The organism is Adlercreutzia aquisgranensis (assembly GCF_943193145.1).
Taxonomy (GTDB): Bacteria; Actinomycetota; Coriobacteriia; order Coriobacteriales; family Eggerthellaceae; genus Xiamenia; species Xiamenia aquisgranensis.
This window is the reverse complement of the sequence record NZ_CALPDA010000002.1, coordinates 94110-108851: the sequence shown is the minus strand read 5'-3', so window position 1 is coordinate 108851 and position 14742 is coordinate 94110. Positions and strand designations below refer to the sequence as shown.

Below are 14742 nucleotides of genomic sequence, written 5' to 3'. Positions count from 1 at the left end.
TTTCGCCAAAGTGCCGAAAGCCGAAACACGGCGAACGAGCAGCAGCGCAGGTATGCGACAGCGGTTGCGAAAACGGCTACTTGTACACGCGGGCCATGCGGCTGCAACCGAAGCCGATAGCCACCTCGTGGGTGATGGTGTCTAGGGTGCGGGCCAGATCGTCCATGGCGATGACCGACTCGCCTTCGCGGCCGACCAGGGTAACCAGGTCTCCTATCTGCGGTTCCACCCGCGTGCGCATGGCCGACGAGCGCATGTCCACCTCGAACATGCACTGGTCCATGCAGATGTTGCCCACCTGGCGGCAGCGGCGCCCCTTCAGAATGACGTCGGTGCGACCGGACAACCCCCGGCGGAAGCCGTCGGCATAGCCTATGGGGATGGTGCAGATGATCACACTGCCGGGACTGCGGTAATGCAGCCCGTAGCTGACCCCTTCGCTCATGGGCACCGCCCGCATGTCGGTAATGCACGCCTTCACGCTCATAGCCGGTCGCAGGTCGGCCAAAGCCCGCGTCTCGTCGCAGGGCTGCAGGCCGTAAAGCGCGATGCCGAAGCGCACCATGTCGAAATGGACCGCCGGATAGCGCAGCGTTGCCGCCGAGTTCGCCGCATGGACGATACCCGGGTCGAAACCAGCGTCGACCATGGCCTGGATGGCTTCCACGAAACGGCGCGCCTGAATCTGAAAGTCCAGGGTTTCGGGGCAGTCGGCCGTGGCGAAGTGGGTGAACGTGCCCACCAGGTCGAGCGCGCGGTGAAAGCTCACGTGACGCAGGAACTCCACCACCTCGTCGTGGCGCACGCCGATGCGGTTCATGCCGGTGTTCAGCGCCAAATGGTAGGGGGCGTCCACGCCGAAGCTGTCGGCGGCTTCCCCGTAGGCGATGGCGAACTGGGCATCGTAGACGCTGGGCATAAGCTTGTAGGCCAGAAGCAGCGGGATGGACTCCAGGGGAGGCTGGGAGAGCACCAGCACCGGCGCGAACACGTTGCCTTCGCGCAGCTGGATGCCCTCGTCCACCGTGGCCACCGCCAGGTAGTCGGCGCCGGCGGAAAGGGCCGTCTTCGCGCACTGCACCGCCCCGTGCCCGTAGGCGTCGGCCTTCACCACGGCGCACAGATGCGCCCCCTTAGTGAGCGCCCGGCGGGCAACCATGACGTTGTGACGGATGGCGGTGAGGTCCACCTCCACCCACGACCAGCGGCGATCGGTTTCGGGAATGGTGGCCAGCTTGGCGGGGTCGAACAGCGGGCTTCCGTCAGGGGCAAGCTCATCATCGGCGTAGGCGAAGATGCCGCGGCTGCCGTAAACCGCCTTGCAGCTCTTGGGCTGCGCGGGGGCGGGCGCGGGCGGCTGCGGCGCGCGGTCGATGTGGGATGCAGCTTCCTCACGACGATCCACGCCCGGGAAAGCGCCGCCGTCAAAGAACGACGCTTGCGCCGATCCCTCCCGGTCCTGGGAAGGCGCCGACTGCGAAGGCGCGTCCTGGGACGACCCGTCCTTCCCGCCAATGACCGACTCCCCCACGCTGGCCAGAGCCCCGCCGCTTTCAATCACCGGCAGCGATGCCAGGGGGTTGGCCCCCAGACCGCCCTTCTGGCCAGCAGGAACGGCGAATCGAGGCACGTTCGAGCCTGCGCTTGGCGCCGACGAGCCCCATGGCGACGGCGTTGCGCCCCCGCGAGCCCGAGAAACCCCGACGCCGCTGGCGTTTCGACGAATGGCATCGGCAGCCGATTGGAACCCCTGCGGTTTCTTCCGCGAGTAGCCGGTGAAGCCGTTGGGAAGATCGTTGTTCGCCATGGTGCGTCATGCCTCCGTCGTAAGTTCGAGCAGTTCATGCGCCACAGGCGCACCAGACTCTAGTATAGCGAATCAAGCCGCAAGGCGCCCTGCAACCGTCCCCGGGATTCGGAAAAATCAGCGAGGCGCCCGCCTTAGCCGCAGGCAACCTGTTGCTGCAGCAGGTCGCCGTGCCACAGGAGGGCGTTCTGCCATGAATCCCAATAACTCGCAGCGTCGCAGGAACCCCGTCGCCGCTGCCGTTCGGGGGCAGCCATCGATGTCAAGCAGTCAGCTTGATGCAGCCAAAAGTCACTCCCTTCCCATTGTCCCCGATGATAAAACATGATAAAACATGATAAAACATGATAAAACATGATAAACGGGAACAAAAAAGGGAGGGGCCACCTATGGCAAATCTGTTTCATCCCAGCTTTGGCAGCCGCCCTGAGCGCATTGTCGGCAGAGATGAAGTAGTTGCCCAGTTCCTAAAAGGGCTTGAGCGCGAGCCCGGGCACCGAGATCGGGCAACGCTTATTCTGGGACAGAGGGGTATGGGCAAAACCGCTCTTCTTCTCCAGCTTGCAGAGGAAGCCAAATCCCAAGGTTTTATCCCGGCCCGAGTGACCTCCGGCGAGGATATGCTCGAAGAAATCCTCGAATCCATCCAAATCACCGGCTCCGAGTTCGTATCCGAGAAATCGTCGCATGTGCGAGGCTTCTCAGCTGGGGTCCTTGGCTTCTCTTTCGGCCTCACCTTCTCCGAAGAGGTGCGCACCAACTATGGATTCAGAACAAAGCTCTCACTCCTATGCGACAAGCTTGCAGAGAGCGAGAAGAAAGTGCTGCTGCTCGTGGACGAGGTGCAGCCAAACACCGACGCCATGAGAACGCTCGCATCTACCTATCAGCACTTGGCCGGAGAGGGCAAAGAAATCGCCATCGTGATGGCAGGGCTACCCGGATCTCTTTCGCGCGTACTCAACGACAAAGTGTTGACGTTTCTGAATCGCGCTCGCAAGCACCAGCTCGGACCGCTTCCGTCGGGCGACATCCTGGCTTATTACGGCGACGCCCTCTCGCGCGAGAAACGCACGATCGCCTCCGAAATGCTCATGCGGGCCACTAAGGCCACAAAGGGCTTTCCCTACCTCCTTCAGCTCATCGGGTACTACATCGTGGAGCTTACTGCCGAAGGCGACGAGGTTACTCCGGATGTGCTGGAGCAGGCAATCGCGGCGGCACGACTTGAACTGATTGCAGATGTGTTCTCGCCCACGCTCAATGCGCTCTCACCACGCGATATCGAAGTCCTACGAGCTATTGCAGCCCAGAAAACGTCGCCCGCCGTTGTCGCCGAAATCAGAGCGGCGCTCGGAATGGGGAATAGCTATTTTCAGCAGTATCGAGCTCGGCTCATTGATGCCGGAGTGATAGAGGCGCCCCGAGACGGCGCGCTCAGCATCACCGTCCCCTATCTGGCGGAATACCTCAACAATGGGGATCTGAAAGCAACAGAAACGGACTAACCCGCACCGAACCGCCCGGCCTTGTCCGGAAAAGAAGCGGCCATCGCCCTGCAACCGTCCCCGGGATTCGGAAAAATCAGCGAGGCGCCCGCCTTAGCCGCAGGCAACCTGTTGCTGCAGCAGGGCTTTCGTCAGGGCCAGGAGACGCACGAAGTAGCCGTCGGGGGCCGCCTCCCGCACGCGGGCCGAGAAGAAATCGATCCACGCTAGGGGATGCTTCGTGATGAAGTCGGTCGGCTCGGGCGCCGTCTCGCCTGCGGTCTCGGCAGCTTCCGCATCGTTGACTGGCTCGGAGGCCGTACTACTTGCGGCCTCGCCCTTCCTCGCTCCCGCGCGGCGGCAGAGCTCGGAGAGATAGAGCAGCTCGATGCCCATGTGGTCCTCGTACTGACGATTCTCGTTGGAAAGCTCCAGCCCCGCGGCGCTCAGCAGCTGGCGCATCTGGAAGGTGGGTTCGCCGAAGCCCACGGTAACCCCCTCGGCTCGGTTCATGGTCTCCCACGGAGGGGCCGCCGGCTTGGGCGGCCCGACGAAGAGCTGCGTGTACTCCACCGACACATCGCGCACGCGGTCTGTCTCGGCGGCGCTGCTGCCGGCCTCGGCCCAGAGAGCCAGCTCTCGAGCCGCCGCAGCCGCCGCTTCCGAACCGAAATCCGGGAAAGCGGCCCAGAAACCCGCGTCGAGCCCGACGGATGCGGTTTGGGACATCGGCCGCAGAAGCGAGTTGCCCAGAAACGCGTAGGCGTCGGCCAAAGCTTCAAGCTCATCGGGGCGAATAGCGCTCATGGCAAGGGCCTTTCTCTTAGAAGGCGGAACGGCCGGGGCACAGTCCCGGCCGCCGACATCAGCCTGTTCGGCACGTGGGCGCGGTGGCGACTGTGCAACCCGACCGCCGCGCCGGAGGGGACAGGGAACGAGGCGGTGCTGCCGAAGACCTTCGACAGCACCGCGCCACGTTCTTACTAAGCGACCTGGGCCTCCAGGTCAAGGTCGGCTGCCGCGCTGGAGCGCGCAGGCGCGTGCTCCTTGGCCATGGCCGGCACCAGCAGCTTGGAGCCGATGGCCATGAAAGCCAGCGCACCGAGGCTCGGCACACCCAGCACGATCAGAAACTCGATCGCCGTGGGGGCGTAGGACCCGCCCATCATCCAGGCGTCCGACATGATGCCCGGCGCGCCAACGATGTTGGGGATGACGAAGGCGGTGAGCAGCAGCCATAGGCGCTTGCACAGCACGCCTGCCACCACCAGCACGCTCGCCACGGTAACGAGGGCGGTATTCTGGCGGTTCTTAGCGAACACCAGCATCAGGAAGGGCACCAGCAGCCCACCGACCACCTCGGCCCAGAAGAAGGGCGCGGTGGGTCCGCTCACCATAACGGCCAGGGTGGCAGCCCCTTCGGCTCCAGGATAGGCCATGGTGATGACCTCGCAGAAGATCAGGAAGCCGTCGATAGCGACACAGGTGGCCAGGAGCCCGGCCAGAGACGCGATGAGCTTCTTCGGCGTCTCGAACAGCTTGGCGGCGTTGAGCACGATGAGCACGATAAGCAGCAGCGCCAGGCCCGAATCCATAGCCGAGGCCACGAAGATGGGGGCCATGATGGCGGAGAACCAGCCCTCCTTGGCAATCTGCAGACCGAAGATCCACGCGGTGACGCTGTGAACCAGCACGGCCGTGGGCAGGGCGAAACGGGACAACACGGACACCGCACGCTCGGCACCCTTGTGCATGAAGTGCAGGTAGAGCACATTGATGAACAGGTACAACGTGATCACGCAGATATCCCACACCAGAGGGCTCGAAGCGTTAGGGCTTGCGAAGAGGTGCCAGATGCGCTGGATGCCGCCCAGGTCGATCAGGACGAACGCGCCCGCACAGCAGATGCACACCGTGGACAGGATGATGGCGGGCATGGCCACCTTCTTGTACTCGGTGATATGGAACACCGACGCAGAGGAGGCCACGATCAAGCCGCCCGCCGACAGGCCCACGAAGAACATGAACATGGCGATGTAGAGGCCCCAGGAGTTCGCGTTGGACATGCCGGTAACACCCAAGCCGCCCGCAAGCTGGTAGGCCCAAGCGGCGATGCCGGCCACTCCCAGCACGGCGAAGATGCCGGTCAGGAGCTTGTTCTTGGTAAGTAGTTGCATGGTAGCACGCTCCTAATCGAAGTAGTGGACTTGGGGCTTCGTGCCCTTTTCCTCAAGCAGCACGCCGGCGCGCTTCTCGCGGATGAGCTGGGAAACCGCCGACTTCGGATCGTCGAGGTCACCGAAGACGCGAGCCTTGGTGGGACAGCACTTCACGCACATGGGCTCCTGGTCGCGGTCGGTGCGCTCCTTGCACAGGGTGCACTTCTCCACCATGCCCTTGGTGCGCACAGGCACGTCCTTGTCGCCGTACTTGAAGTCGGGATCGCGCACCGGGTCTTCCCAGTTGAAGGAGCGGGCGTTGTAGGGGCACGCCGCCATGCACATGCGGCAGCCGATGCAGTTGTCGTAGTCGATCTCCACGCGCCCCTTGTCGTCCTTGTAGGTAGCGCCGGTCGGGCACACCTTCAGGCAGGCCGGGTTCTCGCAGTGCTGGCACGCAATGGGCAGGTAGGTGCGGGAGAGGTCGGGGTAGGTGCCATGGGCGTCGTCCATAACATCGCACCCCTCGGTGACCACGCGGTTCCATTGCATGCCCATGGGGACGCTGTTCTGCATCTTGCACGCATTGGCGCACGTCTGGCAGCCGATGCAGCGATCGAGGCTAATTGCCATTCCGAGTTTCGTCATCGCCAGTCACCTACGCTTTCTCGATCTCGACGAGGGTGTCGTTGTAAGGAATCTGGGGGCCATGGGTCATCTCGTAGCAACGTTCCTGACGATAGGAGTTGGTGACGTTCTGCAGGAATCCCTCGGGATAGTAGTGGTTGTATGTGGTCTCTGCCATGAACAGGGTGCCGGGCTGGATGGCATTGTTCACCAAGGCCGTACAGACGAAGGTGCCACGATCGTTGGAGATGCGAACCTCGTCGCCCGTCTCAATGCCACGAGTCTGCGCGTCGCCTGGGCTGATGTTTACCACTGGCCCGAAGTACTCCTGGAACCAGGAAGAGGCGCTGTAGTAGGCATGGATACGGAAGCGGCTCTTGCCCTGAACGAAAACCAACGGATATTGCTCGTGCAGAGGATTCTCTTCGAATGCTTCGTTGGGAGTCTCGTACACAGGAAAAGCCTGGCCGAACTTGATTTGCTTCTCGTAGTACGGCTCAAGACGACCTGTTTCCGTAGTGAATTGGCAAGAGCTGCGCATGGGCTCGTCAGAATCCAAGAAGCGAAGCACGCCCTGGTTTGCCTTGAACGCCTCAATGGTAAAGCCCTCGATGTTGCCCTTGGCCTCGGAAAGACGGTGGCGGGCATACTCCTCGTGGCTCTTGGGCAGATACTGGTCGTAACCCCACTGCGCCGCGATGAGCCGCTCCACCTCAAGGTCGGTCTTGGACTCGAACAGCGGGTCGATGCACTTCTGCCCCAAAGCCAGGTAACCCTTGCAGTTACGAAGGTCGGTGATTTCTTCATCGCATTCGAACTTGGTGCAAGCCGGCAGCACGATATCGGCGTAATCGACAGCAGAGGAATGGTAGATGTCGCAGATAGCGTAGAAGTCCAGGCTCTTTACCCAGTCGAGCATGCTGTTAGCGTCGGCCGCCTCCAAGGTGAAGGCATCGCCAAAGGTCAGCGCCACGTGGATATTGTTATCCTTGTAGGGCATGTTGTACATTTCGCACTCGGACTTCGCAGCCTTGAACTCGTCGGGGAGCTCCCATGCCCGAAGCGCCGTCGTGGAGTGAAACGCGCCGCCCGCGCCGTACCAGCCCGTGCCGCAGCCTTTCTTGCCGATGTTGCCCGTCAGCGCCGTCACGAGCACGAGGGCATGGCCCAGCACGTCGGCATTGGCGTACTTGTCCGGGCCGCCAAGGCCGAAGCAGATGAAGGCGGGACCGCGGTTGGCGTAGTCGTCAGCCAAACCCTTGATGGTCTCGGAAGGAACGCTCGTGATCTGGCTCGCCCAATCCAAAGTGTAGGGCTCGTAGGCCTTCTTCAGAACCGAAAACTCGGTGGTAAGTGTGCGACCGTCAAGCTTCCAGGAGCCCTCGATCGCAGGATCGATGCCCTCCTCGTCGTAGAGGCGTGCGGAGCTGGAAACCGCATCCCATACGTAGGGAGCCTTCTTCTGGGTAACCTCGCCGGTCTTCTCGTTGGTCACGTCGCGCATCTCACCGTAAATCTCTCCGGTGGCCTCGTCGATGAGATACGGATAGCCGGTGTGCGCCTTGATGAACTCCTCGTCACACCAGCCTTCATCCATAATCGCGCGAATCATGCCGATGATAAGCGCGGCATCGGTTCCCGGCTTTACGGAAATCCACTGGTCGGACTTCGACGCCGTCGGGCTAAATCGCGTGTCTACGGTGATAATTTTCGCCCCGGCTTCTTTGGCGTCAAAAAGGCCCCTCGACCAGACAATGCCGCTTTCCAGTATGTTGTCCCCCAAGAAGATGACCGTGGAGGCAAGCGGCCATTCGGCCAGCGAGTTGTTGCCCGGACTCCAAGACCCTACACCGGCACCGGGATTCCATCCGTTGGCTTGACCGCGGTCGAGCCCCCAATTGCCACCGGTTTCCGCATGAAGAAGTTTCGACAGGAAATCGAAACCATGGGCCGAGCTGGCCTCCGTGGATTTGCGGAAGAAGAAGGAGTTGTCTCCGTATTTCTCCTGAGACTCCTTGATGGCGTTGGCGATAGTCTCGATGGCCTCGTCCCAGCTGATGGCCTCGAACTTGCCCTCGCCACGCTCCCCAACGCGCTTGAGCGGCGTCTGGATGCGATCGGCGGCGTACACATGCTGGATCTCGTTGATGCCGCGCAGGCAGATGCGCTGATCCTCTTTGCGAACAGCATCGTTGGGCTCGATAAGCGCCAAACGTCCGTCACGCACCGTGCATTTCAGGCAGCAGTTTCCCAAGCAATGAAACTGGTGGCACAGGTACGCCACCTTCTCCTCGCCTTCCGCATGGGCTTGGGCCGGGGCCAGCCAATCCTGGGCGGTGGTCATGCCAGCCGCACCCGCAAGGCCGAGGGCGCCCGCAGCGGCGCCGGTGGCCTTCAGAAAGCCACGCCGCGACAGAGTTCCCTGCGAAACGTTCTTTTCTCCCATATCTCCTCCCGAAGACGTGCGACGGGTGGGCTTGGCGCGGCGTCTTGCGGATGTTGCAACGGATCCGACGACGCCTTCGGACTTGAGACAGTCCCCCTCTTGCCAGGCCTCCCCCGTCATGATGAGTAGTCAGAACTGGCCTGTTCCTCTGAGATGCATTATGCAAAAGTGTCGCAATACAGTCAAGGTGTATTGCGACACTTTTTGAATTTCTTTTCGGACGCTGCGGAGCAGACGAGAAGGCGGCGCGAGGCAGGCGACAGGACGCGAACCGAATCGAGAGTCGCCCGAAAGGACGCCCTTAAGCCTTCTTTGCCTCGTTCAACCCTGAAGGCCTCTCGGAGAAGCCTTCCGTATAGGCAGAAGGCACCACGATCGAGTTGTTGTCGTCGGCCATACCCTCGTGCATCAGGTGCATGCGGCGCAGGTCGTAGGCGATTTCGTCGTTGCGGTAGAAGTCGGCGGCCTCGGAGAGCATCTCAGCCACCATCTTCTCGGACTCCATGAGGGTGATGCGAGCGCTCTTGCGACGTTCGGCCTGGGCTTCCTGGGACATGACGTCCTGCAGCGCCCGGGGCAGGATGATGTTGCGCACCTCCACGCCCAGCACCGTGATGCCCCAGTCGCTCACGCGGTCCTCGATGGCCTGCTTGATCTCCTGGTCCAGCTGCTCGCGACGCATAATCACCTCGCTAGCCGCCGCGCGTCCGATGGCGTCGCGCAGGGCCGTTTGGGCCGTCAGCGTTACGGCGAAGCAGCAGTCCTCCACTTCGGTGCAGGCCTTTTCCGGGTCCCAGATCACCCAGAACAGCACGGCGTCCACGTCAAGCGGCACCACGTCGGCCGTCAGCGTTTCCTCGGCGCCGAAAGGCGTCACCTGGGTGCGCTGATCGACGCGCAGGGTGCAGTACTCCAGAACGGGGATGGTGAAGAAGATGCCCGGGCCCGCTAGACGCTGGTACTTGCCGCCGCGCAGCACCACGAAGCGCTCCCAATCCAGGGCCACATGGACAGACGACAGGACCGCACGCCCCACTACCGCGGCCACCACCAGACCCAACAGGCCGATGCTGCCCTGGACGCCCCACCATGCCGCTAGCACCACGGCGAAAAGCGCCAACCCGAACACGATCTGCAGCGCCACGGCGCCCAGCCGCGAGGAACGCCGGTCGCGATCGGAGCGGTAGGCGTCCGCCGCTACGCCGAACTCCACGTCGGCCCGGCAGCCCCCGACCCGTCCGCGTTCGCCCGCGTCGTCCATTCCGTCCCGGTACGCTGCGCTCCTTCGGGCATTACGATTGAACATGAGAAGACTCCCCCTCTTCGCCGGATTCCGCCTTCAGCCGTGCGATGACCTCGCTCACGAAGCGCGGGATATCGTCGATCCCCGCCCCTCGCTCCAAACAGCTGCGCACGTAGTCCTCGGTCATGATGTCGATCTCGGAGACGCAATCATCCCCCACCTGCTTGCCGCGCACGTAGGCTCCACTGCCGTGGCGCGTCACGATGTAGCCCTCGCGCTCGAGGGCCATGAAGGCCTTGCTCACTGTGTTGAGGCTGACGTGGTTCTCGGCGGCGAACTTCCGTACCGAGGGCAACTGCTCGTCGGGCTCGTAGTACCCCGACGATATGAGGAAGACGAAGCGATCGCGCAACTGCACCCACAAGGGTACGTTGGACGCCTTGTCGGTCTCGAACTTTGGAATCGCCTTGCCTGCCACCCTGCCCCGCTGCTCCTTATCCGATCTTGGGAAGTCCCCGCCATTATCCCACGGCCGCGCGAACGGCCCACTGCAGTTTCGGTGAAAGCCGAAAGCCGCCATCGCCGCCGTCGCCATGAGCCTGCGCCCCTTACGCCACCGGCGCCCACGAGAGCAGCGGGCCCGCCGCCTGTACCAGTGCGAAACGCAGGGCCAGCGCACCCAGAAGCGTTGCCACCGCCGCAAGCCCGTAAGCCCACCCCGGCAACGGACGGCGCCATTGCAGCAGGTCAAGCACTAGTGGCACCGTAAGACCACCCAAGCCGAACCCGCCTACGAAAAGCCCGCCCTGGGCGCCGGTCAGAAGCGGCGCCAGAGCCACAGTACCAGCAGGGCCCAAGGCGATGGCAGCCAGGTAGAGGCCTGCAGCCACGGCCTCCAGCACGATGAGCGCCACATCGAGCCGCACGGTCAGACGGCGCTTCAGGTAGCGGACCGCTTCCACGTGGCCGTTTCCCGCGACGGCAACCGCAAGCATAACCACCGCCAAACCCGACGCCAGAGCAGACGCCACGAACAGCACCGCCAACCAGGGCGTCTCGAACAAAGGCATGCCGTCAGCCTGCCCAAGGAGCAAGCCCGCGTAAGCCATGACGGCCGCCGACGCCACGATGACAACCGCCCGGCTCAAGCCGTCTATGCGCCGCCGAATCGCCCCTTGATTTTCGCGGCCCAACCGCAAGGCCACAAGCACCATCAGCGCCAAAGCCAGCACAGCCAGCGCGAAGGCGCCGAAGGTCGACAAGGTGAGGCTGGGCCGCAGGAACAACTTGAGGGCCAGATCAGGACGACCGAGGTCAAACACCAGGCACAGCATCCCGAACGCAAGGAGCACCAGCGCCGCGCCGTAGACGGAAAGCACGACGGCGCGCATAGACACCACTTGCCGACGACCGGCGAAGCGAGCTCGCCGAAACGCACCTACACGCACGAGACATTCGAAAACGGCAGCGAGAAACGCCGCCCCGGACCCGGCTCCTGCGCAAAACAGGTATGCGGCAATCAGATCGCTCATACGCGGACGGCGCCCCGCTTCCCCCAGCCGATACGCTACCAAGTGGCCGCATTATACCCCAAAAGCCCCACAGCAGAAGCGGTGTCGCAAAACACTTTTCGGGCAGGCCGGGGCGAAAAGTGCCCATATCCGTTCAAGTTGTCCAGCGAAAAACGAAGCTATGACCTGGTGATATACAGAAAGCACCAGGTCACAGCCTTGAAATTCCGTGGACAACTTGAACGGATATGGGTATCGAACAGCTCGGAGGCGAGGGCGCGCACCACCATGAAGGAGGCGAGCGCGAACAAACCGCGCAGCCGCCCCTAGTGGCCGCCGCCGCCCATCATCTTCACGGCGTGGGGCAGCGCGGCAACCACGCCGTCCCAGTTCTCGCGCGCGGCCTTCTCGCTGCCTGGCAGGTTGACAACGATATGGCGCCCGCGCTGCATGCACAGCGCGCGGGACAGCATGGCGTAGGGCGTGATGGCCAGGCTGTGGGCGCGCATGGCCTCGGCGATGCCGGGCACGTTGCGCTCGCATACGTCCTGGGTGGCGTCGGGGGTGACGTCGCGCAGGGAAAGGCCGCTTCCGCCGCAGGTGAGCACGATGTCGGCATTCAGCTCGTCGCAGGCACGCACGATGGCGTCACCGATGAGGGGCCGTTCGTCGCGCACTACCACGTGGTCCAGGCAGGTCCACCCGTTGTCGGCGATGAGCTGCTCCAGGGCAGCGCCGGCGGTGTCCTCCTTCATCGATCGCGTGTCGGAGCAGGTGATGATGGCGAAGGCGATAGGCTCGTTCATTACAGCACCACTTCCTCGGAAACATCCAGCAGCAGGCAGTCGACCATGGAGCCCTCGCTGCGTCCTTCCGTTCCTTCCGGCAGCACGATCATGCAGTTGCTGCGCTGGATGGGGCCGAACAGCCCCGAGCTCTGGTTGCCCGCCGGCGTGGCCTCGTAGGTACCATCGGCGCCCTTCTGCAGCATGCCGCGCATGAAGATGCGCCGCGGGTCGTTCTTCTTCGTGCCCTTCATCAGGCGGGCGCGCACCGTGGGATGCTCGAAGCGACTGTAGCCCTGCATCTTACGCAGCGCCGGACGCACGAGCATCTGGAAGCCCACGTAGGCCGCCGCGGGGTTGCCGGGCAAGCCGAACACAGGCACGCCTTTCACCAGGCCAAACGTTTGCGCTTTGCCCGGGCGCATGTTCACCGTGGTCATGAGCAGCTCGCCCAGCTGCTCCACCACCGGCTTGATGAAGTCGAAGTCGCCGTTAGAGGCGCCGCCGCTGGTGAGCACGAAGTCGTAGTCGTGCACGGCCAGCAAGATCTCTTCCGCCAGCGCCTCCTGGGAATCCGCAACAATGGGAAGGATGGTGGGGACGGCTCCCGCCTGGCGAGCCGCTGCGGCCAGGGCGTAGCTGTTGGAGTTGCGAATCTTGCCGGGGGTGGGCACCTGGGTGGGGGGCACCAGCTCCGAGCCGATGGAGATGACGGCGATGCGCGGGCGACGGTACACCGGCAGCTCCGTGATGCCGCATCCGGCCAAAAATCCCACGCCGGCGGCGTTCACCACTTCCCCGTCACGGACGATCACCTCGCCGGCGCGCGCCTCCTCGCCGGCGGCCCGCACGTTGCTGCCCAGCTTCGTCGGCTCGGCGAACGACACCAGGCTGCCCGGCTTGCCGTCGCCTTCCACCACGCCCACGATCTCGTACTTCACCACGGAATCGGCGGCATCGGGCAGCGGGGCGCCGGTCATGATGCGCACGCACTCGTCGTCGGCAATGGGGCCTTCGAACACCTCGCCGGCGGCCTCTTCGGCGATAACGCGCAGCACCACCGGCGACTCGACGGCGGCGCCCGCTATCTGCGAGGCACGCAGCGCGAAGCCGTCCATAGCCGAATGGGCGAAGGGCGACACGTCTATGTCGCTCGCCAGGTCCTGCGCGGCCACGCGCCCGGCAGCATCCACCACGTCGACCACTTCGTCGCCAAGGCGCTGCACGTTTGCCAATATCAGGTCGCGGGCTTCCTCGACCGAGATCATCTGAGCCATGAAACGTCCTCTCCCCTCCCCATCGGCCGCCATCAGTCGGCGGCGTCCGCATTAGCTGACCATTATAGCCATTTGCGCATAATAGGGAATGCCCCTTTGCGCGGCGCAGCTGTGCAGGCATTTCAGCCTCTGGCACCGAGCCCGCAATGAGAGCTCGCTCGCCAGCCCGCCGCTGCGGCCGCGAACCTCGCGCAACACGCGCCTGGGAAGCACGGCTCCCTAAAACACAATACCGAAGGCGCCCACCATGAGGCCCCAGAACACGCCAGTGGCGTAAAGCGCCGCGATGATCAGCGCGTTCTGCGCGGCGTGGCGGTTCGTGCGCACCAGCACCAGAAGGCCCACGCCTGCGGAAACCAGCAAGCCCGCCAACATGGGGCCGGCCCCCAGAGCGCCGTCCAGGTACAGCTCGGCGATGACCACGCTGGCGGCGCAATTCGGGATAAGGCCCACGGCCGCCGCACCGAACGTGGCGAGCACGGGGTTGTCCGAAAGCGCGTTGGCCAGCACGTCCTCGCCCACCACCTCCAGTACCGTGTTCAGCACGACGGTGATGATGAAGATGAACAGCACCACTTGCACCGTATGCACAAGGGCGCTCTTCCAGATAGGGGTGTGGGTGTGATGATGGTGGTCGTGCTTCGGCGAGCCGTCGTCGACATCCTCCAAGGCCGCGCGGTCCTCCGCAGCCAGGGAGGCCTGCTCTTGGACGGTCGCCTCCTCGTCGAACTCCGGCAGATGCTCGCCGCAGGTGTCGCAGTCCTCGCAATGGCAATGGTCTTGCTCGCACAAATCGCGGATGCGCAGCTGGCGGCTCTCGCGACGGGCAAGGCGCACCACGGCATCCACCACGAAGCCCATGACCATGCCGATCATAACCTTCACTCCCAGAACCTTCAGGATAGTGAGCGGGTCTACCTGCTCGGCCAAGAAAATAGGCAGCATCTCGTCGGATGTAGACAGATACACGGCGAAGAGCGTCCCCAGCGTGATGACACGACCGGCCCACAAGGTGGAGGCCACCGCCGAGAAGCCGCACTGAGGCACGACGCCCACCACGGCGCCCACCACCGGCCCCGCAGCGCCAGCACGCTGGATGGCCTCCATGGACTTGCCCGACGTCTTGTGCTCGAGCCATTCCATGAGCAGGTACGTCACGTACAGAAACGGGATAAGGTACAGCGTATCGGCAACGGAATGCTCGAGCACGTGCCCGGCGATATGTGCGATTTCTTCCATAGGAGCCATTGTAGCCCAAAGCCCAACAGCGCTAGCGAAAACCACAGCCGCGTAGCCCAACTGTCGCTGGAAGAACGCAAGCGGGCGGATGCAAGGAACCTGTCGCACGCAATGTCTTTCCCTGCAAGAACGCGTTCGCGGTCCGCGCACCCGCGCGCAAG

Annotated in this window: 12 protein-coding genes; 1 reads left to right on the top strand and 11 read right to left on the bottom strand. The window is 63.4% G+C overall.

Going from position 1 to position 14742, the window contains the following annotated elements; genetic code table 11:
* Nucleotides 1-76: 76 nt before the first annotated feature.
* The gene (gene alr, locus NFR41_RS01680; protein ID WP_349665463.1) at nucleotides 77-1807 is read right to left on the bottom strand and encodes an alanine racemase; all 1731 of its coding nucleotides are present in this window, start codon (nucleotides 1805-1807) and stop codon (nucleotides 77-79) included.
* A gap of 389 nt (nucleotides 1808-2196) precedes the next feature.
* Here alr and NFR41_RS01675 point away from each other — a divergent pair, with 389 nt between their 5' ends.
* Nucleotides 2197-3315: a DUF8462 domain-containing protein gene (locus NFR41_RS01675; protein WP_251230456.1), complete on the top strand. Its 1119-nt coding sequence runs from the start codon at nucleotides 2197-2199 to the stop codon at nucleotides 3313-3315.
* 93 nt (nucleotides 3316-3408) lie between these two features.
* Here NFR41_RS01675 and NFR41_RS01670 read toward each other — a convergent pair whose 3' ends face one another.
* The 10 genes from NFR41_RS01670 to NFR41_RS01625 form a co-directional block, all read right to left on the bottom strand.
* Nucleotides 3409-4101: a TorD/DmsD family molecular chaperone gene (locus NFR41_RS01670; RefSeq protein ID WP_251230455.1), complete on the bottom strand. Its 693-nt coding sequence runs from the start codon at nucleotides 4099-4101 to the stop codon at nucleotides 3409-3411.
* 176 nt (nucleotides 4102-4277) lie between these two features.
* The gene (nrfD, locus tag NFR41_RS01665) at nucleotides 4278-5471 is read right to left on the bottom strand and encodes an NrfD/PsrC family molybdoenzyme membrane anchor subunit (RefSeq protein ID WP_251230454.1); all 1194 of its coding nucleotides are present in this window, start codon (nucleotides 5469-5471) and stop codon (nucleotides 4278-4280) included.
* 12 nt (nucleotides 5472-5483) lie between these two features.
* Nucleotides 5484-6101, bottom strand: coding sequence for a 4Fe-4S dicluster domain-containing protein (locus NFR41_RS01660; protein WP_160213013.1), 618 nt, complete (start codon nucleotides 6099-6101; stop codon nucleotides 5484-5486).
* Between the two features lie 10 nt (nucleotides 6102-6111).
* On the bottom strand, nucleotides 6112-8526 hold the full coding sequence (locus NFR41_RS01655) for a molybdopterin-dependent oxidoreductase (RefSeq protein WP_160213012.1): 2415 nt from the start codon (nucleotides 8524-8526) through the stop codon (nucleotides 6112-6114).
* Between the two features lie 301 nt (nucleotides 8527-8827).
* Nucleotides 8828-9832 (bottom strand): slipin family protein, encoded by a 1005-nt coding sequence (locus NFR41_RS01650; protein ID WP_251230453.1) that lies wholly within the window; start codon nucleotides 9830-9832, stop codon nucleotides 8828-8830.
* Entirely contained in the window at nucleotides 9819-10247 is a 429-nt protein-coding gene (locus NFR41_RS01645; RefSeq protein WP_251230452.1) for a GntR family transcriptional regulator, read from the bottom strand. The genes NFR41_RS01650 and NFR41_RS01645 overlap by 14 nt, the downstream gene beginning before the upstream one ends.
* 130 nt (nucleotides 10248-10377) lie before the next feature.
* Complete coding sequence (nrfD, locus tag NFR41_RS01640; RefSeq protein WP_251230451.1) at nucleotides 10378-11301, bottom strand: NrfD/PsrC family molybdoenzyme membrane anchor subunit; 924 nt, start codon at nucleotides 11299-11301, stop codon at nucleotides 10378-10380.
* 305 nt (nucleotides 11302-11606) lie between these two features.
* A complete protein-coding gene (locus tag NFR41_RS01635) occupies nucleotides 11607-12086 on the bottom strand; it encodes a MogA/MoaB family molybdenum cofactor biosynthesis protein (protein ID WP_251230450.1) in 480 nt (159 codons plus the stop codon).
* Nucleotides 12086-13342 carry a molybdopterin molybdotransferase MoeA gene (locus NFR41_RS01630; protein ID WP_251230449.1) on the bottom strand — a complete coding sequence of 419 codons (1257 nt, stop codon included), beginning with the start codon at nucleotides 13340-13342 and terminating at the stop codon, nucleotides 12086-12088. Before NFR41_RS01630 ends, NFR41_RS01635 begins: the two co-directional genes overlap by 1 nt.
* 219 nt (nucleotides 13343-13561) lie before the next feature.
* Entirely contained in the window at nucleotides 13562-14581 is a 1020-nt protein-coding gene (locus tag NFR41_RS01625; protein WP_251230448.1) for a putative manganese transporter, read from the bottom strand.
* Between the last annotated feature and the right edge of the window lie 161 nt (nucleotides 14582-14742).